This is a genomic window from Streptomyces sp. NPDC048623 (genome assembly GCF_040650755.1).
Classification (GTDB): Bacteria; Actinomycetota; Actinomycetes; order Streptomycetales; family Streptomycetaceae; genus Streptomyces.
On the sequence record NZ_JBEZHV010000004.1, the window covers coordinates 356797 to 371563 of the forward strand.

At 75.0% G+C, this 14767-nt stretch carries 13 protein-coding genes; 5 read left to right on the forward strand and 8 right to left on the reverse strand.

Annotation, left to right across the window (positions count from 1 at the left end; genetic code table 11):
- Window position 1: 1 nt before the first annotated feature.
- The gene (locus tag AB0C73_RS08720) at window positions 2-1888 is read right to left on the reverse strand and encodes an HSP90 family protein (protein ID WP_362526280.1); all 1887 of its coding nucleotides are present in this window, start codon (window positions 1886-1888) and stop codon (window positions 2-4) included.
- Window positions 1889-1979: 91 nt separating this feature from the next.
- Entirely contained in the window at window positions 1980-2954 is a 975-nt protein-coding gene (locus tag AB0C73_RS08725; RefSeq protein ID WP_362526283.1) for a hypothetical protein, read from the reverse strand.
- 254 nt (window positions 2955-3208) lie between these two features.
- Between AB0C73_RS08725 and AB0C73_RS08730 the strand changes: the two genes are divergently transcribed.
- From AB0C73_RS08730 to AB0C73_RS08740, 3 genes are all read left to right on the forward strand, one after another.
- The gene (locus AB0C73_RS08730) at window positions 3209-4924 is read left to right on the forward strand and encodes a sigma-70 family RNA polymerase sigma factor (protein ID WP_362526286.1); all 1716 of its coding nucleotides are present in this window, start codon (window positions 3209-3211) and stop codon (window positions 4922-4924) included.
- Window positions 4925-5023: 99 nt separating this feature from the next.
- Window positions 5024-5671, forward strand: coding sequence for a DUF998 domain-containing protein (locus AB0C73_RS08735; RefSeq protein ID WP_362526289.1), 648 nt, complete (start codon window positions 5024-5026; stop codon window positions 5669-5671).
- Between the two features lie 38 nt (window positions 5672-5709).
- Entirely contained in the window at window positions 5710-6063 is a 354-nt protein-coding gene (locus tag AB0C73_RS08740; RefSeq protein ID WP_362526291.1) for an MmcQ/YjbR family DNA-binding protein, read from the forward strand.
- Between the two features lie 20 nt (window positions 6064-6083).
- Here the strand turns inward: AB0C73_RS08740 and AB0C73_RS08745 are convergent, their stop codons facing one another.
- Together AB0C73_RS08745 and AB0C73_RS08750 are read right to left on the reverse strand one after the other, a co-directional pair.
- Window positions 6084-7184, reverse strand: coding sequence for a magnesium and cobalt transport protein CorA (locus AB0C73_RS08745; protein WP_362526293.1), 1101 nt, complete (start codon window positions 7182-7184; stop codon window positions 6084-6086).
- Window positions 7185-7210: 26 nt separating this feature from the next.
- Entirely contained in the window at window positions 7211-8017 is an 807-nt protein-coding gene (locus tag AB0C73_RS08750) for an aminotransferase class IV (RefSeq protein WP_362526295.1), read from the reverse strand.
- Between the two features lie 129 nt (window positions 8018-8146).
- Here AB0C73_RS08750 and AB0C73_RS08755 point away from each other — a divergent pair, with 129 nt between their 5' ends.
- Window positions 8147-9595 carry an amidase gene (locus tag AB0C73_RS08755; RefSeq protein WP_362526298.1) on the forward strand — a complete coding sequence of 483 codons (1449 nt, stop codon included), beginning with the start codon at window positions 8147-8149 and terminating at the stop codon, window positions 9593-9595.
- Window positions 9592-10401 carry a crotonase/enoyl-CoA hydratase family protein gene (locus AB0C73_RS08760; protein ID WP_362526300.1) on the forward strand — a complete coding sequence of 270 codons (810 nt, stop codon included), beginning with the start codon at window positions 9592-9594 and terminating at the stop codon, window positions 10399-10401. Before AB0C73_RS08755 ends, AB0C73_RS08760 begins: the two co-directional genes overlap by 4 nt.
- Window positions 10402-10434: 33 nt before the next feature.
- On the opposite strand, the gene AB0C73_RS08765 is transcribed toward AB0C73_RS08760, so the two are convergent.
- From AB0C73_RS08765 to AB0C73_RS08780, 4 genes are read right to left on the reverse strand one after another with little or no spacing between them, the layout of a single operon-like run.
- A complete protein-coding gene (locus AB0C73_RS08765; RefSeq protein ID WP_362526303.1) occupies window positions 10435-11661 on the reverse strand; it encodes a hypothetical protein in 1227 nt (408 codons plus the stop codon).
- A 5-nt stretch (window positions 11662-11666) separates the two neighbouring features.
- Window positions 11667-12236 (reverse strand): phage tail protein, encoded by a 570-nt coding sequence (locus tag AB0C73_RS08770; RefSeq protein WP_362526305.1) that lies wholly within the window; start codon window positions 12234-12236, stop codon window positions 11667-11669.
- Window positions 12233-14353: a putative baseplate assembly protein gene (locus AB0C73_RS08775; RefSeq protein WP_362526308.1), complete on the reverse strand. Its 2121-nt coding sequence runs from the start codon at window positions 14351-14353 to the stop codon at window positions 12233-12235. Before AB0C73_RS08775 ends, AB0C73_RS08770 begins: the two co-directional genes overlap by 4 nt.
- Window positions 14354-14363: 10 nt before the next feature.
- A complete protein-coding gene (locus tag AB0C73_RS08780; RefSeq protein ID WP_362526310.1) occupies window positions 14364-14762 on the reverse strand; it encodes a GPW/gp25 family protein in 399 nt (132 codons plus the stop codon).
- Between the last annotated feature and the right edge of the window lie 5 nt (window positions 14763-14767).

Consider the following 14767-nt stretch of genomic DNA (forward strand, 5'->3'; position numbering starts at 1 on the left):
TCTACAGTTCCTTCCGGGGCTCGGTGCCGGGGGTGTCCGTGCCGGGGGTGTCCGCGCCGGGGTGGTGCATGGCGTGGCTGAGCAGCCCCATGAAGGCGCGGTTGAGCAGGGCGCTCTCGCTCGCCCTGAGCGGGCGGCGGCTCAGCAGCAGCGCCTGCCCGTACAGCGCCTCGGCCGTGGTGACGGCGAGTCCGCGCTCGGTGATGGTGACGGCCTGCCGGACCAGCGGGTTGAGGTGGTTCAGGACCAGCTGGGCGCGCGGGGTCTCGTTGCGCAGGGAGCCGAGGATGTCGGCCCACAGCCCGTCGCTGTCGGCGGCGAGGCCCGCCCGGGTGCGCTCGTGGCGCGCCTCGCGGTTGTCGAGCAGCAGCGCGGGCGCGGTGACGGGCTGGAAGTCCCGCAGCACGACGTCGCAGTCGTGCACGCCGATCGTCTCGCGGGCCACGGCGAGGAAGCCCGCGGCGCGCAGCTCGGCCGTCGGGTCGACGGCGTCGAGATGGGCGGTCACGGTGGCCGGGTCGAGGTCGGAGACGGCCGTGCCCGGGCGGATCTCCGGCAGCCGGAGCACCAGGTCCCGGTCGTAGGTGTAGCCGCCGTTGACGACACCGAGGCCGGCGGCCGAGGCGATCGGCGCGACCTGGCGGAACTCCTCGACGCTGCGGGTGACGAGCAGCGTCGGATGGGTCCGCGCGAACTCCTCCAGGGTGACGTTGCCGTCGGTGGTCTCGAACGGCAGCCACGGCAGCACGATCCGCAGCAGCTCGTCGTCGTAGCGGGCGAGCGCCTTCACCGCGAGGTGATGGGTGTCGATGAAGCGGTGCAGGAGGGCCGGGTCGCTGGCGGCGAGCCCGGTGAGCCAGTCCCGGATCCGCTCGCCGAGCGCGTCCCGCACCGCGGACAGGGTGCCGTCCTCGTACAGCGACTCGCGCGACGCGGTCGGCCGCAGGCTGGTGGTGTCGACCACACAGCGCACGAAGAACGCCCAGTCCGGGAGCAGTTCGGGCGCCTGGTCGGTGAGCAGCATGCCCTTGAGGTGCACCCGGTGGCCGGCCCGCTGGGCCGGGCTGACCGCGGTCGGCAGCACATAGGCCACGCCGCGCAGCCCGGCCGCCGGCAGGTCGAGCTCGATGGTGTCGAGCGGCGTGAAGTCGAACAGCTCCCGGCAGTGCGCGGTCAGCGCCTCCTTGCGGGCGAGCGGCGAGCGGTGGCTCCGCTCCCACGGCGGCGCCGCGTTCACCCGGTGGGCCGTGCCGCGCGGGTCCACGACGGTGACCTCGTGGCGCAGCAGCCCGCCGTAGTGCCGGGCGAGCGCGACGACCTGGTCGGGGCTCGTCCACTCGGCGTTGTCGGCGCGCGGGGTCAGCCGCACGGTGGTGCCCGGCTCGGGCATCGCCGAGGCCGGCAGCGTGCGGATCGTGTACCGGCCGTCGGAGTGCCCGCGCCATTCGACGGCGGGGGCCGCCGGGTCGGCCGCCGACCTGCTGAGCACCGTGATCTCGTCGGCCACCACGAAGCAGGCGAGCAGTCCGATGCCGAACTGGCCGATGAACTCCCCGCGCGCCGCGTCGAGTCCGGCGCCGTCGAGCCCGCCGTCGGCGGTGCGCTTGGAGCTGCGCCCGATGGTGGCGAGGAAGCGGTGCACATCGGCCTCGGTCAGCCCGACGCCGGTGTCCGTGACGGTGAGGGTGTCACCGGTGCGCACGGTGATGCTGCCGGGCGCGCCGGGCGTCAGCGCCTGCCGTGCGGTGATCGCGTCGACGGCGTTCTGCAGCAGCTCGCGCAGATAGACGCGGGGGCTGGAGTAGAGGTGGTGGGAGAGCAGGTCGACCAGGCCGCGCAGGTCGACCTGGAAGGTGTGGGCGGTCTCGGTCCGATGCGAGTGGGACACCTGGATGACGTCTTTCTGACGGTACGACGGTACGGAGGAAGGTACGGGCGCCCCGGAGAGGCCGGCGCCCGGAAGGGCCGGGGCCCCGGGCTCAGCGGCCCGCGGCCGAACGCTGCTTGCGGTAGGCGGCCACCGGGTCGTTGTCGAGGTACTGCCACGGGAACTCGGTCACCCGGCCCCCGGTGGCCTCGAAGCACTCGCGCGCGGCCTCCCGCTCGCCGGCGAGCGCGAACGCCATCGCGAAGCTGTTGAGTATCTGGAGCCGCCCGGTGCGCGGGGCGAAGTCCGCGTGCCGGTACGAGTGCTCGGCGGCCCGCCGCAGCTCCGCCACCACCTCGGGGCGGCGGATGTAGGCGGCGTCCGCGCCGGAGTCGAGCGCGAGCCAGTGCTCCAGGTGCGCGACGGCGACGAGCTGCCCGAGCGCCGTGCCCGCGGGCGCGCCGAAGGCGGACTCCCGCGCGAAGGCGTGCATCTCCTCGTGCGAACCGCTCCACTTCTCGCAGACCTGCTGCAACTGCTGCTGGTGCACGCCCAGGTGGTACGGGTCCCGGCGCACGGCCGCCTCGAACCGGCGCCGCGCGGTGACCTGGCCGACCGGCAGGCCGCGCCCGGTCATGAGGAGCCCGTACCAGGGCGAGGTCCACGCCGGTTCGCGCTCGGCCACCTCGTACAGCCAGGTCTCGGCCGTACGCAGCCGCTCGTGGAACACCTGGAACTGGTCGCGCGAGACGTACTCGGCCCGCAGACCGGAGCGGGCCTCCCAGCCCCAGGAGACCTGCCGCAGCCCGGCGACCAGCCGCGGCAGCGCCGCGTCCGGCTCGGCGTCGAGCACCGCGCCGATCCACCGCTCCACTCCGGCGGTGTCCGCGACGGCCATCAGCAGCTCCGCCCGGTCCCCGCTCTCCGGCCGCCCCTCCAGGACCGGCCGCAGCGCCGCCCAGTCCCCGGCCTCGGCGGCCTCCCGGGCGCGTGTCACCTCGGGATCACCGCAGTCCCGCTCCAGCGTCGCCGCCGGCCGCCCGCCCCATTTCCCGAGCGTGAGCCCCCACTCACGAAGCAAAGCCATGTCCCCACCCCTCGCACTGTCGAACGGGCAGGTCAGAACACGCCCCACCCGATGGACTAGTGAGTATCACGAGCGACCGACAATCGCACAGGAGTATCCACAGCTCCGGCCGTCCACCCGCCGGAACCCGCGCTTCCCCCTCGTACAGAATTCCGAGAAGATTCCCCGGCGTTTTCCGTTATCCGGTGCGGCGCCCCCGGTCTCCCAAGGTGTCGGGCATCGGCAACAGGCAGGACGACAGGATGAGGCAAGGCATGCAAGCAGCACCGCACGGGACCGAGCTGGTGAGGGCCGCCCAGTCCGGCGACCCCCGGGCGCAGGACCGGCTCGTCGCCGACCACCTGCCGCTCGTCTACAACATCGTGGGCCGCGCCATGAACGGGCACCACGACGTGGACGACGTCGTACAGGAGACCATGCTGCGCGCGCTGGACGGCCTCGGCGGACTGCGCGCCCCGGACAGCTTCCGGTCCTGGCTCGTCGCCATCGCCATGAACACCCTGCGCTCCCACTGGCAGCGGCAGCAGGCCCGGTACGCCGCCGGCGCCCTCGACGACGCGCGCGACCTCGCCCACCCCGGCGGCGACTTCGTCGACCTCGCCGTCGCCCGGCTCCAGCTCTCCGGACAGCGCCGCGAGACCGCCGAGGCCACCCGCTGGCTCGAACCCGAGGACAGCGCCCTGCTCTCCCTGTGGTGGCTGGAGTGCGCCGGCGAACTCTCCCGCCACGAGGTCGCCGCGGCCCTCGAACTGACACCGGAGCACACCGCCGTACGCGTCCAGCGTATGAAGACCCAGCTGGAGACCGCCCGGGTCGTCGTCCGCGCGCTGTCCGCCCAGCCCCTCTGCCCCGCCCTCCGCGACGGCCTCGCCGCCTGGGACGGGCACCCCTCCGCCCTCTGGCGCAAGCGCATAGCCCGGCACGCGCGCGCGTGCCCCCACTGCGCGGGCCTCTGGCACGGCCTGGTCCCCGCCGAAGGACTCCTCGCCGGACTGCTCCTCGTGCCCCCGGCCGCCCTGCTGCTCGGCGCCGTCCGGGACGGCGCCGGTCTCGGTCCCGTCGCGCCCACGGCGGCGAACGGGACGGCGACCGTGACGGCGCACGGGACGGCGACGGCGTCCACGGCCGGTGCCCGTGGCGGCCGGGCCCGGCACGCCGCGCACGCCGCGCACTCCGCCGCGGAGACCGCCGGCCGCGGCGCCCGCCGCCGCGAGCGCGAACGGCGGCGCGGCCGGCGCCGGGCGGCCGCCGCGGCGGGCCTCGCCGTGGCCGCCGTCACCGGAGGCGCCTTCTACCTCACCACCGGCCCCGACGCCGGCGATCCCGACCCGGCCGAGGTCACCAGCGCCGCCGCCCCGGACACCGCCGACGGCACCTCCCTCACCCCCGACGGGGCCGACCCTTCCACCACCTCCGCGAGCCCCACGACGAGCCCCTCCGCCCGGCCCAGCAGCCGCCCGCCCAAACCCTCGCCCACCCGCACCACCACCAAGCCGGCCCCGCCGCGCACCACCGCACCCGCGCCCCGCCCCACCCGTCCCACAAGCACCGCGGGCAGCGGTGGCAGCGGCGGCGGCACGAGCGACCCGAACGCGAGCGAGGCCCAGCAGGTCATCGACCTGACCAACGCCGAACGGGCCAAGGCCGGCTGCGGCCCCGTCACCGCCAACACCCTGCTCACCCGCGCCGCGCAGGGCCACTCCGACGACATGGCCGCCCGGAACTTCTTCGACCACACCAACCCCGACGGCGCCGACCCCGGCGACCGCGTCACCGCCGCCGGCTACCGCTGGTCGACCTACGGCGAGAACATCGCCAAGGGCCAGCGCACCCCCGCCGAGGTCATGGACGCCTGGATGAACAGCCCCGGCCACCGCGCCAACATCCTCAACTGCTCCTTCAAGGAGATCGGCATCGGCATCCACGACGCCGGCGGCCCCTACTGGACCCAGGTCTTCGGCGCCCAGTAGTGCCGGCGGCGGTCCGTTGCCGCCCGGTGGGCGGATCGCGCCGCGCCGTGCGGCGTGCTCGACAGGCCGGGCGGGCCGGGGCCGCCTACCGTTGATCCGATGCGACGCGTTCCGAGATGGGCCCTGGTGCCGTCGGGCTCCGCCCCCGTGGTCCTGGTCACCGGCTGGACGACCGCCGCCGCCCTCGAAGGCCCGTCCTACGACGCCGTGCGGCAGACCATCAGCGTCCTCGCGGCCTACGGCGCCGCGGGGTTCTGGATCATGACCGGTGCCCTGTTCGCCGTCGGCGTCTGCCACCTCGGCACGGCCTGGGCGCTGCGCGCCGCGGCGCCCGCCGGGCGGGTCGCCCTGGCCGCCGGCGGAGTGGCCGCCCTGGTCGTGGCCCTGGTGCCGGCGCCCAGCAGCGGCGGCTCGCTGAAGCACGGCTCCGTCGCCGCCACCGGTTTCGCGTTCCTCGCCCTGTGGCCGCTGCTCGCCTCGGTACGGGGCGGGACGCCGGCCCCGTGGGCGCTGCGGCCGCTGCCCGCCCTCCTGGCCACGGCGTCGATGGGGGCCGGTGCGCTGTGGTACCTCGTCGCGACCGACCGCGACGGGCCCGCGGGAGTCGCCGAACGCCTGGTCACCTGCCTGCAGTCGCTGTGGCCGCTGGTCGTGGTCCTCTCGTGCCTGTGGCACCAGCGGCGGACGAGGACCCGACCCCCGTCCCCGTCCCCGCCCGCGTCCCCGTCCCCGCCGGCGGCCCGCTGATCCGGCCACTGTCGGTGCCGCGTCGTAGGGTCGCCGGTATGAGCACTTCCGACGACGTCCGCGCGCTCGCGCTCGCCCTCCCGGAGACCACGGAGAAGGAGGCCTGGTCGATGCCCACCTTCCGGGTCGCCGGGAAGATGTTCCTGACCCTGCCCGAGCGGGAGACCTCGATGGCCGTGCGCTGCCCCAAGGAGGAGCGCGACGAGCTGGCCCTCGCGGAGCCGGAGAAGTTCTGGGTGGCTGACCACGAGGCGTCCTTCGCCTGGGTACGGGTGCGGCTCGCCGCCGTCGACGACGCGGACGAGCTCCGGGCGATCGTCGTCGACTCCTGGCGGCAGGCGGCCCCGCCCCGGCTCCTCAAGGAGCACCCGGACCTCGCCGCCCCGGCCTGAGGCACCCGAGACGCCTGCGGTCAGAGCCAGCCGTTGCGCTTGAATCCCCGGTGCAGCAGGAAACACGCCGTCGCCATGACCGAGAGGACGAGGGGGTAGCCGTAGGCCCAGCGGAGTTCGGGCATGTGCTCGAAGTTCATGCCGTAGATCCCGCACACCATCGTCGGCACGGCGACGATCGCCGCCCACGCGGTGATCTTGCGCATGTCCTCGTTCTGCGCGACCGTCACCTGCGCCAGATGCGCCTGCAGGATCGAGTCGATGAGTCCGTCGAAGGCGTTGATCTGCTCGGTGGCGCGCGCGAGATGGTCACCGACATCGCGGAAGTACGGGCGTATCGCCGGGTCGACGACGGCCGGCGGCCGGGTGATCAGCGCGTCGAGCGGACGGGCGAGCGGCACCGTGGCCCGCTTCAGTTCCAGCAGCTCCCGCTTGAGCTGGTAGATCCGCCCCGGGTCCGCCGCCGGCGCCGTCCGGGGCGCGAACACCTCGGTCTCCACCAGCTCGATGTCGTTCTGGACGGCGTCCACGACCGCGAGGTACTCGTCCACGACATGGTCCGCGAGGGCGTAGAGCACCGCCGACGGGCCGTACGCCAGCTGTTCGGGGTGCGCCTCCAGGTCCTCGCGCAGCGGCCCGAGCGACCCGTGCCGGCCGTGCCGTACCGTGACGACGAAGTCCGGGCCGGTGAACACCATGAGCTCGCCCGTGTCCACGACCTCGCTGGTGGCGGTCAGCGCCTCGTGCTCGACGTACGTCACCGTCTTGAACACCGCGAAGAGCACGTCCCCGTACTGCTCCAGCTTCGGCCGCTGATGCGCGTGCACGGCGTCCTCGACGGCCAGGGGATGCAGCCCGAACAGCTCGGCCACGCCCGCGAACTCCGCCTCGCTCGGCTCGTGCAGCCCCAGCCACACGAAGCCGCCCCGCCCGGCGTGCCTGCGCAGATGCCGTACGGTCTCGGCGACCCCGCCCGAGTCCGCGAGGCGCTTCCCGTCCCGGTAGACGACACAGTTGACCACGGTGCTGCCGAGCGGCGAACGGGCCGGGTGGCTGAGATCCACACGGCGTATCCGGCGCGCGAGGCGGGCCATCCTGCGCAGTCCGCCGACCATCGACATACGGGCTCCTTCGCTGAGGTGGCCGCTCAGTCTGCCAGGCGTTCCGCCGGGAGAGCCGCGTAGGCCGCCCGGAGCCGCGCGAGCACCGGGTCGTCGGCGGGGAAGCGGTGCCCGTCCACGGCGTGGACGGCGCGCACGCCGATCGCCGCGTTGGTGGCGAAGGCGGCCCGCAGGGCGGGGAGCTCGACGGTACGCACGGGCCGGGCCGGCGGGCCCGGGTGGGCTTCCCGGAGCAGCCGCATCGTCACCCCGGGCAGCACGTCCGCCGCCGGCCACACCACCCGCCCGTCGGCGTCCACGAACCCCACGTTCCAGGTGCACCCCTCCGTGACCAGCTCCTCCCCGCCGGGCCCCGGCTCGATGAACAGCACGTCGTCGAACCCGGACCGCCGGGCCTCGCGCCGCAGCGCGAGCTGCCCGAAGAGCCCCACGTGCTTCACGGCGGGCACATCGCGCCGGTACGGCCGGGCCGTCACCCGCAGCGGCGGCGGAAACAGGCCACCGGCCGGCCGTACGGTCACCAGCACATGCGGGTCGCCGGCCGGCTCCGCCGGGCGCGCGATGTCCAGCGCCGGGTCGAAGACGGTCACCCGTACGTTCAGGGGCCCGTCCCGCCCCTCCACCGCCTGCCGTACGTACGCCCGTACGCGCTCCGGATCCAGCGCCGCCCCGAACACGGTGTCGCAGTCCCGTACCAGGCGCTCCAGATGCAGCGCGAGCCCGCGCACGCCGCCGCCCTCCTCGACCCGCAGCGTGGTGAAATGTCCGTAGCCGGTCAGGGCGAGCGCCGTCAGCTGGGCGGTGGACGCGGGGACTCCGTCGACAGTTGCCATGCGCCCAGTCTGGCGAAGGGCGCGAAACAAGCGCATGATCCCCTCGCGTGTTACCTGCTGGTACGCCATGATGGGGCCGACCAACCAGATGTGGCTACAGGCATTCAGACGGGCGGGGCTGAGGCAGCGGTGACGACTTCCGAGGTACGGACCAGGGTGCACGCCTTCCGGGACGACGCCCTGGGCGAGCACGACGCGGTGGGGCTCGCCGCCGCCATCCGGAGCGGCGAACTCGGGGCGGCCGAGGTCGCCCGGGACGCGGCGGCGCGGGTGCGGGAGGTCGAGGCACGGCTGCACGCGGTCCAGGTGTACGCCGACACGCCGGCCGTGTCCGACGGCGGTCCCGGCGGCGCGTCCGGGAGCGGGGCCTTCGCGGGCGTGCCCAGCTTCGTCAAGGACAACGCCGACCGGCAGGGCCTGCCCACCGGCCACGGCAGCGCGGCCTTCACCCCGCGCCCCGCCCGCCAGGACGCGCCGTTCGTGCGCCAGTTCCTCAGCACCGGCGTCACCGTCCTCGGCAAGACCCGGCTGCCCGAGTTCGGCTTCAGCCCGACGACCGAGTACGACGGCGCCGAACCCGTCCGCAACCCGTGGAACACCGGCCACTCGGCGGGCGGTTCCTCCGGCGGCAGCGCCGCCCTGGTCGCGGCGGGCGCCGTGCCGATCGCGCACGCCAACGACGGCGGCGGCTCGATCCGCATCCCGTCCGCCTGCTGCGGACTCGTCGGCCTCAAGCCCAGCCGCGGCCGCGTCGTCGCCAACGCCCAGAGCAGCCGGCTGCCGCTCGACCTCGTCGCGGACGGCGTCGTCAGCCGCTCCGTGCGCGACACCGCCGCGTTCCTGGCCGCCGCCGAACGCCACTGGAGCAACCCGAAGCTGCCGCCCGTCGGCCTGGTCGAAGGCCCTTCCGGGAAGCGGCTGCGGATCGGCCTGCTGCTCGACTCGCCCAACGGCGTCCGGCCCGACGCCGCCACCCGCGCCGCCGTCACCGACACCGCGAAGACCCTCGAAAAGCTCGGCCACCGCGTGGAGCCGGTGCAACCCGTCTTCGACCCGCACTTCACCCAGGACTTCCTCACCTACTGGGGCCTGCTCTCCTTCCTCATCGGCGCCACCGGCCGCACCTACGGCACCGCCTTCGACCGCCGCCGCATGGACCCGCTGAGCCGCGGCCTGCGCTCGACGTACCTGGAGAACTGGCGTGGTACCCCCGGTGTGCTGCGCCGCCTGCGCCGTACGAAGCAGGCGTACGCGGCGGCCTTCCGCGGCCACGACCTGCTGATGTCCCCGGTGCTCGCCCACACCACGCCGCCGATCGGCCACCTCAGCCCGACGGTCCCGTACCCGACCCTGGTCGAGCGCATCCTCGCCTATGTCGCGTACACCCCGATCGACAACGTGGTCGGCACCCCCTCGCTCTCCCTCCCGGCGGCCGCCGCGACCGACGGCGGACTCCCGATCGGCGTGATGTTCTCGGCCCGCCCCGGCGCCGAACGCACCCTGCTCGACCTCGCGTTCACCCTGGAGGCCGAGCGCCCGTTCCGCCGCATCCAGGACGACGGAACCGGCCCCGTATGACCGACACGACGGCGCACGCGCCGGAGCAGGACCGGGCCCCCTCCGTGAGGGTCGAGCGGGACGGGCCGGTGACGACCGTCGTGCTGTCGCGTCCGCAGGCCCGTAACGCGGTGGACGGGCCGACGGCCGCCCTTCTCGTCGACGCCTTCCGGGAGTTCGAGGCCGACGACGAGGCCTCGGTCGCCGTGCTGTGGGGCGAGGGCGGGACCTTCTGCGCGGGGGCCGATCTCAAGGCGGTCGGGACGCCGCGCGGCAGTCGGGTGGCGCCCGACGGGGACGGGCCCATGGGGCCGACACGGCTGAGGCTGAGCAAGCCGGTGATCGCGGCGGTCGCCGGGCACGCCGTGGCGGGCGGTCTCGAACTCGCGCTGTGGTGCGATCTGCGGGTGGTGGAGGAGGACGCCGAGTTCGGTGTGTTCTGCCGGCGGTGGGGCGTGCCGCTGATCGACGGCGGCACGGTCCGGCTGCCCCGGCTCATCGGCGAGAGCCGGGCCATGGACCTGATCCTCACCGGACGCCCCGTGTCCGCCGCCGAGGCGCATGCCATCGGGCTCGCCAACCGCCTGGTGCCACCGGGGGAGTCCCGCGCCGCCGCCGAGGAACTCGCCCGGCGGATCGCCGCGTTCCCGCAGCTGTGCCTGCGGCACGACCGGATGTCCGTCCTCGAACAGCACGGGCTGCCCGAGGACGAGGCGATGGCCGGTGAACTGCGCCACGGAATGGTCCCGTTGACGGCGGGCGAGACCTCGGCCGGTGCGGCCCGCTTCGCCTCGGGAGCGGGCCGGCACGGCACCTTCGCGGACTGACTCCCTTGCGGGCCGACTTCCCCGGCCTGACGGTCAGTTGACCGACCGGCCGAAGAACTCCACCTCGGCGACGGCGACCTGCTTGCGCGGGTCGGCGCGCCAGGCCGTGCCGAGCACCAGGCGTACGGACAGCGCGTCGCGGACCCGCAGATCGAGGCGCTGGGTGCCGCCGTCGTTCAGCCGGTGGTGCGTGACGTGTGTCGTGCCGGAGGAGTCGGTGACCGCGAGGTCGAAGGTGCGCGGGCCGGCCTGTCCGTCCGCCTGGGTGGTGTTCTTCGAACTGCCGGGTGTGATCAGGACGTTGAGCAGATCCGTCGGCTCGCCGAACCGCGCCTCCAGGAACTGGCCGGCCGAGTCGCCCCCGTACCCCGTGCCCCACCAGGTGTCGGAGTAGCCGTCGCCCGCGAGCTTCGGGTCCCGCTTCGGCGCGGAGTGGGAGGCCGTCCAGGAGACCGGGACCACCGGGACCCGGGTGGCGAAGTGGTCCTGCACCGCGCGGGCGGCCGGCGGGCCGCCGATGACACCGCCCACCACCACGGCCACGACACCCGCGCCGATCAGCGCGCGCACGATCCAGCGGCTCCGGTCCCGGACGAGCCCGGGCCGCCGGCCCGCGTACGGGCCGTCCGCCGACTCCAGGGTGTCCGGCGCCATCGGGGTCGCACAGGACCGGCAGAAGTGCCGCCCCCGCTCGTTGACGCTCAGGCACGCCGGGCACGGCAGCCCGTCCCGTACGGGCGCCGGCGCGGCGGCGGCCCGTACCGCCGGCGCCGCCGCCTCGGGGCGGGCGGGAAGGACGGGCGCGGCGACGGGCGGCGCCTCGTCGTCCGCGTGCTCCGGCACCGGGACGAGGAGGGAACGGGCGATGGCGTTCCCGGACCCGGTCCGGGGCTCCACCGGCTCGGCCGAGGGCGTCGCCGGGAGCGGCGCCGTGTCGTCCTCCGCTCCGGCGGGGCCGGCCTCCGCACGTACCGGCGTCTGCGGTTCCGGTTCCGGTCCGGGACCGGGCGTCGCCGCTTCCGCCGCTTCCGCCGCTTCCGCCGCCTCCGTCTCCCGGGCGGCCGCGGTGGCCGGGGCGCCCGGGGTGGCGGAGCCCGACGCGGGCGTGTCCCAGCGCAGGAACGCGCCGCAGCCGTCGCAGAAGGACTGGTCGCTCTTGCGGACCGGACTCCCGCACTCCGGGCACGCCCGCGAGGGGGAGGGGGAGGGGGAGGGGGAGGGGGAGGGGGACGGAGTGGCGGACGAGGTCGCGTCGCTCATGGGGTTCAGGCTCCTTCGGAGGTACGGGACGTGGTCACGGCGACCGTGAACGGCAGGTGGGCCGGGCGCGCCGCGGCCACCACCGCGCGCAGCCGGTGCGGGTCCACCGCGGCCGGGTCCGCGACCCGGAGGACGACCCGCACCCCGGCCACGGGCGTGCCGGGGAACGGGCCGAGCGGGCGCGCCGACCAGCTCGCGCCGCCGCTCTCGGTGATCTCGGGGTCGGTGCCGAAGGCCAGCCGCACCGCCGCCGCGAGCCCCTGCCGGGTGCCGCGCACCCGGTGCAGGGCGACCGCCGAGGCGACCGCGTGCCGGCGCACCGCGAGCGGTTCGGCGCCCGTGAGCTCGGCGCCCACCCAGGTCGCCAGGTGGTCGACGAAGTCTTCCGGCGCGAGCAGGGGCGAGAAATACGCCTCCAGCGAGTCCAGGACGTGGAAGAGGGGCGCGAGGACCACGTCGAGACCGGCCACGAACCGCTGCCCGAAGTCGTCCTCGGCGTACACGGCGGGCAGCGCCGCGCCCAGCGGGTGCGGCGTCGCAAGGCCGGGCACCGTGCCCCGAGCGGATCCGCTCACCGGGCCTCGACCACCCGGACGCGGTGGTCGAACGGGAACAGCAGCGCCGACGGCGCCAGTTCGATCCGGTCCGTCGCGTCACCGCGCCGCCCGGTCAGCGGGTCGGCCGGGTGCAGCAGCACCTCGTCCACCAGCTCCACGCCCGGCACCCGCTGCAGCGCGGCGAACACCTCGCCCGCCCGCAGCGGGCGCCCGAAAGGCCAGCCCTCGCCGTGCGCCCCGCCGGTCAGCGGGTCCAGGTACGCGTAGAGGGTGTCGAGCGCGTCGGCCCGCACCCGCTCCACCTCCGCCGCGCGGAAGGCGTGCAGCGTCGCCACCACCGTCACGCCCTGGTAGTACGGCGGGCCCACCGCGAGCCGGGTGCCCAGCGGGCGCCGCTCGTCGAGGAACCCGGTCACCCGCGCGAGCAGCTCCTCGCCCGGCACCAGCTGCTCGAAGCGCAGCCGCCCGCCCCGGTCGGGCACCGCCTGCGGCACCACCAGGACCCGGACCGCGTTGTCCCCGATCTGCGCCCCACCGTCGGACTCGTCCACCGCCAGGCACGCGATCCGTGCGGTCTCCGGCGCCGCGCGCCGCGCCAGCTCCTCGTAGTCGCGGGCGGTCACGGCCCGTTCCTGGGCGCGGAGCGTGATCGGCGCCCGCGTCTTCGCCTCCTCGACGGTCTCGCCGTCGACCCCGCCGCGCGCCGCCTCACGGTTCTCGACCCGGGCGATGTACGGGATGGAGCTGCGCAGGACGGTGATCGTGCCCCGGGCCACGTTGCCCGCCCGGCCGCCCCCGGTGCCGTACCGCACCGCGCGGATCGCGGCGCCCTTCGGCGGGACCGCGCCGAACTGCCGTACCGTGCCGTCGGGTTGGCGGACGGCCGGGCCGAAGGCGAGTTCGCCGGTGGTGGCGTCCAGGGTGAAGTGCCGGTCGCCGGGCCGCGAGGCGGCGAAGTCGGCCACCGCCGTCCACTCCCGCCAGCCGGACTCCGGGTCCTGCTCGCCGGAGCCGGAGCCGGAGCCGGAGCCGGAGCCGGAGCCGGAGCCGGAGCCGGAGCCAGTGGCGGTGCCGGATCCGGTGCCGTAGCCATGGCCGGATGCGGAGTCCGATGCGGCGTCGGCGGCCTCGGCGCCGTCGGCCCGTTCGGCGACCTGGAGCAGCAGCGGCGGCCGGTCCACGACCGGCGCGTGCGCGAGCCGCATCCGCTGCCCGGGCACGCCTTCCGACTCACCCAGACCCTCGTCCCGCACGGTCTCCGCGTGCGCCGCCCGCACCGTGCCGCCGATGGTGAACGCCCGGGCCGAGCGCACCGTCGGCGACTCGCTGTACGAAGGCAGCCCGGCCGCCGCCTCCACCACCCGGCAGCGCACCCAGCCCGCGTCATGGCCGCCGAGCCGCGACACCGCGTGCCCGGACGGCATGTGCAGGACCACCTCGCCCGGCCGGTTGAGGCCGCCCGTGGTGTCCTCGTCGACCTCGCAGGGCGTCCAGCCCGCGCTCGTCGTCCACGCCTCCCACACCAGCGGGGGCCGGCGCGGGTCCACGCCGACGCCGTCCACCCGGCTGTCCAGGTCGAGCACGAGCACACAGTCCGGCACGGCCGCCGACAGGCCGAACAGCAGCGCGTCGCCGACCCTCGGCAGCGCCGTGAAGGCCGGTACGTCCTCACCGCCGAGGACGTCCTGCGACCGGTCCTCGGGCGTCCCGCCCGCCTCGTGGCGCAGCATCCGGTCCAACGCGCAGGGCACCACGGTCAGTTCGGCGGTCGTCGCGAACACGACCGCCTCCTCCGTCTCCGTGCGTCCGGTCGCCACCTCCGTGCCGGCCGGCAGCACCACCGGCTCGGGCTGCGGCGCGGACAGCCGGAAGGTGATGTCCGCGCGGGCCGCGGCGGGCGGGAACAACGTCACGCCGAGCAGGTCGAGGAAGGCCAGATGGTTCTTCTCCGGCACCCGGTTGAGCCGGTACACGAGCTGGTCCGCCATGTGCGCGACGGCCTCGATGAGGGTGACGCCCGGGTCGGAGACGTTGTGGTCCGTCCACTCGGGACACGCCTGCTGGACATAGCGCTTGGCGTCGTCGACGAACTGCTGGAACCGCCGGTCGTCGAGATGGGGTGAGGGCAGGGCCATGGCGGATCTTTCAGTCCTCGGAGGGGATGACGTAGAAGGGGAAGACGAGACTGCGCGGGTTGTTGGCGCCGCGCACCCGGTACCGCACGTCGATGTGGAGGGTCGTCGGCTCGCCGGGCGCGGGCGCCACCGTGACCTCCTCGACCTCGATCCGCGGCTCCCAGCGGTCGAGCGACGACAGCACCTCGTACCGGATCCGGCCCATCGTCGCGTCGTTGACCGGGGAGAACACCAACTCGTGGACCGCGCAGCCGAATTCTGGACGCATCGGCCGTTCGCCGGGCGCCGTCGCCAGGACGAGCCGCATCGACTCCTCGATCTCGCGGTCGCGTCGTACGAGGGCGATGGCCCCGCCCGGACCGGTGCGCAGCGGGAACGCCCAGCCGGCGCCGATGAAGCGCTCACTCATGACGG

What these genes read in the sequence shown, in the direction of transcription:
- AB0C73_RS08725 (WP_362526283.1), bottom strand. Translation starts at nt 2,954, where the DNA reads ATGGCTTTGCTTCGTGAGTGGGGGCTCACGCTCGGGAAATGGGGCGGG.
- AB0C73_RS08730 (WP_362526286.1), top strand. Translation starts at nt 3,209, where the DNA reads ATGCAAGCAGCACCGCACGGGACCGAGCTGGTGAGGGCCGCCCAGTCC.
- AB0C73_RS08735 (WP_362526289.1), top strand. Translation starts at nt 5,024, where the DNA reads ATGCGACGCGTTCCGAGATGGGCCCTGGTGCCGTCGGGCTCCGCCCCC.
- AB0C73_RS08740 (WP_362526291.1), top strand. Translation starts at nt 5,710, where the DNA reads ATGAGCACTTCCGACGACGTCCGCGCGCTCGCGCTCGCCCTCCCGGAG.
- AB0C73_RS08745 (WP_362526293.1), bottom strand. Translation starts at nt 7,184, where the DNA reads ATGTCGATGGTCGGCGGACTGCGCAGGATGGCCCGCCTCGCGCGCCGG.
- AB0C73_RS08750 (WP_362526295.1), bottom strand. Translation starts at nt 8,017, where the DNA reads ATGGCAACTGTCGACGGAGTCCCCGCGTCCACCGCCCAGCTGACGGCG.
- AB0C73_RS08760 (WP_362526300.1), top strand. Translation starts at nt 9,592, where the DNA reads ATGACCGACACGACGGCGCACGCGCCGGAGCAGGACCGGGCCCCCTCC.
- AB0C73_RS08765 (WP_362526303.1), bottom strand. Translation starts at nt 11,661, where the DNA reads ATGAGCGACGCGACCTCGTCCGCCACTCCGTCCCCCTCCCCCTCCCCC.
- AB0C73_RS08775 (WP_362526308.1), bottom strand. Translation starts at nt 14,353, where the DNA reads ATGGCCCTGCCCTCACCCCATCTCGACGACCGGCGGTTCCAGCAGTTC.
- AB0C73_RS08780 (WP_362526310.1), bottom strand. Translation starts at nt 14,762, where the DNA reads ATGAGTGAGCGCTTCATCGGCGCCGGCTGGGCGTTCCCGCTGCGCACC.